This is a genomic window from uncultured Bacteroides sp. (assembly GCF_949298305.1).
Taxonomy (GTDB): domain Bacteria; phylum Bacteroidota; class Bacteroidia; order Bacteroidales; family Bacteroidaceae; genus Bacteroides.
In genome coordinates this window covers 1-4,617 of the sequence record NZ_CASFWU010000151.1, presented here as the reverse complement: position 1 = coordinate 4,617, position 4,617 = coordinate 1, and the positions used below count along the sequence as shown (strand labels likewise).

At 56.0% G+C, this 4,617-nt stretch carries 7 protein-coding genes; 1 reads left to right on the top strand and 6 read right to left on the bottom strand.

Annotated elements, in window-relative coordinates:
• Positions 1-687: GH3 auxin-responsive promoter family protein (locus Q1Y74_RS13725; RefSeq protein ID WP_300814854.1), on the top strand; the 687-nt coding region annotated here is incomplete at its 5' end.
• 279 nt (positions 688-966) lie between these two features.
• Here the strand turns inward: Q1Y74_RS13725 and tyrS are convergent.
• From tyrS to Q1Y74_RS13695, 6 genes are all read right to left on the bottom strand, one after another.
• The gene (gene tyrS, locus Q1Y74_RS13720; protein ID WP_300814853.1) at positions 967-2,259 is read right to left on the bottom strand and encodes a tyrosine--tRNA ligase; all 1,293 of its coding nucleotides are present in this window, start codon (positions 2,257-2,259) and stop codon (positions 967-969) included.
• A gap of 79 nt (positions 2,260-2,338) precedes the next feature.
• Positions 2,339-2,983, bottom strand: a complete 645-nt coding sequence (locus Q1Y74_RS13715) for a TatD family hydrolase (protein ID WP_300814852.1) — start codon at positions 2,981-2,983, stop codon at positions 2,339-2,341.
• On the bottom strand, positions 2,980-3,201 hold the full coding sequence (gene yidD, locus Q1Y74_RS13710) for a membrane protein insertion efficiency factor YidD (RefSeq protein WP_300814851.1): 222 nt from the start codon (positions 3,199-3,201) through the stop codon (positions 2,980-2,982). The genes Q1Y74_RS13715 and yidD overlap by 4 nt, the downstream gene beginning before the upstream one ends.
• Positions 3,198-3,578 carry a ribonuclease P protein component gene (gene rnpA, locus Q1Y74_RS13705; RefSeq protein WP_300814850.1) on the bottom strand — a complete coding sequence of 127 codons (381 nt, stop codon included), beginning with the start codon at positions 3,576-3,578 and terminating at the stop codon, positions 3,198-3,200. Before rnpA ends, yidD begins: the two co-directional genes overlap by 4 nt.
• Before the next feature lie 144 nt (positions 3,579-3,722).
• Complete coding sequence (locus Q1Y74_RS13700; RefSeq protein WP_300814849.1) at positions 3,723-4,472, bottom strand: uroporphyrinogen-III synthase; 750 nt, start codon at positions 4,470-4,472, stop codon at positions 3,723-3,725.
• A 4-nt stretch (positions 4,473-4,476) separates the two neighbouring features.
• Positions 4,477-4,617, bottom strand: a 141-nt coding sequence (locus Q1Y74_RS13695) for a DUF4271 domain-containing protein (RefSeq protein WP_300814855.1), incomplete at its 5' end; no start/stop codon positions are given.

Genomic DNA, 4,617 nt, shown 5'->3' with positions numbered 1-4,617 from the left:
TACAACGCCTCCGAAGGCTACTTCGGCACACAGAGCGACCCGGCCGACCCGGCCATGCTGCTGATGATAGACTACGGCATCTTCTACGAATTCATCCCCCTGGAAGACGTAGGCAAGGAACAGCCACGCATCTGCAGCCTGACGGAAGTGGAGCCGGGCAAGAACTATGCCATGGTCATCTCCACCTCGGCCGGGCTCTGGCGCTACATGATAGGCGACACCGTGAAGTTCACCTCCAGGAACCCCTACAAGTTTGTCATTACCGGCCGTACCAAGCACTTCATCAACGCCTTCGGCGAGGAACTCATCGTGGACAACGCCGAAAAGGGCCTGGCACGCGCCTGTGCCGAGACGGGCGCCCGCATCACCGACTACTCCGCCGCACCGGTCTTCATGGACGAGCACGCCAAGTGCCGCCACCAGTGGCTCATCGAGTTTGCCCAGATGCCGGACAGCCTGGAGAAATTCGCCCGCATCCTGGACGACACGCTGAAGGAAGTCAACTCCGACTACGAAGCCAAACGCCAGAACAACCTGGCCCTGCAGCCGCTCGAGGTCATCGTGGCCCGCCAAGGCCTCTTCCACGACTGGCTCGACCGGAAAGGCAAGCTGGGCGGACAGCACAAGATTCCCCGCCTGAGCAATACGCGCGAGTACATCGAAGAGATGCTGGAGCTGAACTGCTGACATCGGTTATATCCGAACTGGTCGGCACACACGGCGGCAAAGGTTCCCTTGCCACAGCAACAAAGGTTCCCTTGCCACAGCGGCAAAGGTTCCCTTGCCACGGCAACAAAGGACTCCCTTGCCACAATAACAAAAAAACAAGGTGTGTCAAATTAAAATTCACGGATTATTATTCTTCTTTCTCCGTGTTATCCGCGTAATCCGTGCCTAAAAAGCTACAAGATGTCAGCCACTTTTAGTTTTGACACACCTTCTTTTTATATATAATAAGGTGTATGCTTACTTCGCAATAATCAGGTAATAGTTCTTCTTGCCGCGCTGCACCAGCAGGTACTTGTCGTCCAGCAGGTCGGCGGTGGTGATTACCTGGTCGAAGGCGGTGAGCTTCTCCTTGTTCAGCGAAACGCCGCCGCCCTGTACGAGCTTGCGCATCTCGCCCTTGGAGGGGAACACGGCCGCGTTCTCCACGAACAGGTCTACGGCCTTGACGCCGGCGGCCAGCGCGTCGCGCGACACCTCGAACTGAGGAACGCCCTCGAAGACGGAGAGCAGCGTCTGCTCGTCCAGCTTCTTCAACGCCTCGGACGTACCGCCGCCGAAGAGGATGGCGGATGCCTCGACAGCCGCGTTGTAGTCTTCCTCGGAGTGTACCATGATGGTCACTTCCTTGGCCAGGCGCTTCTGGAGGACGCGCAGGTGGGGAGCCTGTTTGTGCTCGGCAACCAGCGCTTCAATCTCTTCCTTGCCAATCGAGGTGAATATCTTGATGTATTTCTCGGCATCTTCGTCGCTCACGTTGAGCCAGAACTGATAGAACTTGTAGGGAGACGTGTAGCGCGGGTCGAGCCAGATGTTTCCGCTTTCGGTCTTGCCGAACTTGCCGCCGTCGGCTTTCGTAATCAGCGGGCAGGTCAAGGCGTACACCTCGCCACCGTTGGTGCGGCGGATGAGCTCGGCACCCGTGGTGATGTTGCCCCACTGGTCGCTTCCGCCCATCTGGAGCTTGCAGTTCTTTGTTTCGTAGAGATGGAGGAAGTCATAGCCCTGCAACAGCTGATAGGTAAATTCGGTGAACGAAAGTCCGTCGCGGGCCTCGCCGTTCAACCGCTTCTGTACCGACTCTTTTGCCATCATGTAGTTCACAGTAATGTGCTTGCCTACCTCGCGGGCAAAGTCGAGGAACGTAAAGTCCTTCATCCAGTCGTAATTGTTCACCAGTTCGGCATGGTTGGGGGCATCGGAATCGAAATCCAGGAATTTGGAAAGCTGCTTCTTGATGCACTCCTGATTGTGGCGCAACGTTTCCTCGTCAAGCAGATTGCGCTCCTGCGACTTGCCCGAGGGGTCGCCAATCATACCTGTCGCACCTCCAATCAGCGCCAGCGGCTTGTGTCCGCAACGCTGGAAATGACGAAGTATCATCACACCGCACAAGTGTCCGATGTGCAGAGAATCGGCCGTAGGGTCAATGCCCAGATAAGCCGTAACCATTTCTTTAGACAATAACTCTTCCGTACCCGGCATCATTGTGTGGAGCATGCCACGCCATCTTAATTCTTCTACAAAATTCATCGAATGATATATAGTTTAATGATTTGATTGATAGTTATTACAGCCGCAAAAGTACGACCTTTCTTTGAAGTAACAAAACTTAATGCACAAAAAAGACACGGCACACATTGCACGAAACGGCTTCCAGAAGTTCGTCGGCCGACAGGCCCCTCACCCCCGCGGCCCGTTCGTACAGCCGGGCAACGGGCACCGTGCTTTCGTCCGTCTCGATGAACAGGCGTTCAAGGGGCACGCGCCGCAAGGCTTCTTCCTGATACTTCTCGCCAAACGAAAGGAAGAAACCGTGCTTCAGGTAAGTATCGGCCAGCTGTGCCTTGCCGCGGAAGCCGTGTATCACCCAGGGGACGGTGGGGCGCAACTCCCGCTTCAGTGCCAGCAGTTCGGCGGCGGCCTTCACCAGATGGAGGACAAGGGGCTTGCGGACGGCCTCGGCCACGGCGGCCTGATAGCGCAGGGCTTCCAGCTGGAGGCCGAGGGGAGCGTCGGCCAGCCTGTCAATCCCCGCCTCGCCCACGGCCACCACCTGCGGATGGGCTGCCGCCTCCTGAAAACGAGTGCGGAAGGCCTCCTCCTGCCACGGGCTTTGCCCCAGCCGCCACGGATGGATGCCCACCGAGTACCAGCCGCCCGCCTCGGGACGGAACTCCCCGGCAAAGCAGTTGAGCACCGCGCTGCCCGCAGGCAGGGGGCGGTGATGGGTATGGATGTCCAGCGGAAGATTCATGGCACAGGGTCGTAACCGGAGCCGCCCCAGGGATGGCAGCGCAGGATGCGCCGTATTGCCAAATAGAGTCCCTTGAAAGGACCGTGCTTCCGGATGGCCTCCACGGCATACTGCGAGCAGGTGGGCGTGTAGCGGCACGAAGGCGGAAGCATGGGCGAAATGCACCTCTGGTAAAAGTAGATGGGGAGCAGGAGCAGGTATGAAAGCAGCCTTTTCATCGGACTCGCTCGACTATGTAGGACAAGGCCGTGCGGACGCGGTTCTCTATCAGCGCCGTGTCCACCAGTTCGTCGGACAGGTAGATGAAGGCCACAGCCATGTGCAGGCCCTTCTGCGCCAATGTCTCCAGCAGGGGCTGCTTGTTCAGGCGGTAGGCCTCGCGTATCTGCCGCTTCACGCGGTTGCGCTTCACGGCCCGCTTGAAGCGGCGTTTGGAGACGCTGACCAGGATGGAGGCGGGCGCTTCCAGCCCTTCGACGGGCAGATACACCACACGCAGGGGGAAGACGGAGAACGAGCGCGAACCGCCCGCAAACATCTTCTCAATCACCTTCTTCTTGTCCAGCCTTTCGGACTTATGCAACGTATTTGCCATGATGGGGAGGTATGGGTTGAAAACGGAAAAAGGCTGCAGACCGCGGGGGAGATTCAAGATGAGACCACCCCCGTGGCCCGCAGCCCATGATTCATATTACCGGCAGGAGCGACTACGGTCTTTACGCGCCGTCCCTCCCTACGGTCAGTCTTTGTTGTTTTCCTTGATGAACAAGTCCAGTGCAGCCGTCATAGAGGGAGCCTGCACCGTGGGCGCTTCCAAATCCAGCCGCAAGCCCGCATCGCGTACGGCCTGTGCGGTGGTGGAGCCGAACGTACCTATCTTGATTTCCTTCTGCTCGAAGTTGGGGAAGTTCTTCTTCAGCGAAGTAACCCCGGCAGGACTGAAGAACACCAGCATGTCGTAGTCGAACGATTCGCCTTCGGTGAAGTCGTTGCTCACCGTGCGGTACATCACGGCCTCGGTGTGCTGTATCTTGCACTTGTCCAGCATGTTCTTGATTTCGTCCGTATGGACATCGGACATCGGGACAAAATATTTCTCGTTCTTATGCTTGACGATGGAAGGAAGCAAATCGTCAAACTTGCCCGTGCTGCCAAAGAAAATCTTGCGCTTGCGGTACTGTACATATTTCTGGATGTACAGCGCAATGGCTTCCGTCACGCAAAAATATTTCATGGTTTCGGGTATGGTCACACGCAGTTCCGTACACAAGTGGAAGAAGTGGTCTATGGCATGGCGTGAGGTGAACACCACGGCAGTGTGGTCCAGGATTGAAACCTTCTGCTGTCTGAATTCTTTGGCAGACAAGCTTTCCACTTTGATAAACGGGCGGAAATCTATTTTCACGCCGTACTTTTCTGCTATGTCGTAGTATGGAGATTTCTCTGAAGCCGGTTTCGGCTGCGACACAAGTACTTTCTTAATCTTCAACGTCCTAAAATTTTATTATCAAATAATCGTTTAGCTCGGTCATGCCCCTGTACAGCATCAGACAGGGTATGATTTCGAGGGCACAAAAGTACAAAATTAAAAGGAATATGCCATGCAATTTGTTACAAAAAAGCTTTAACCACTT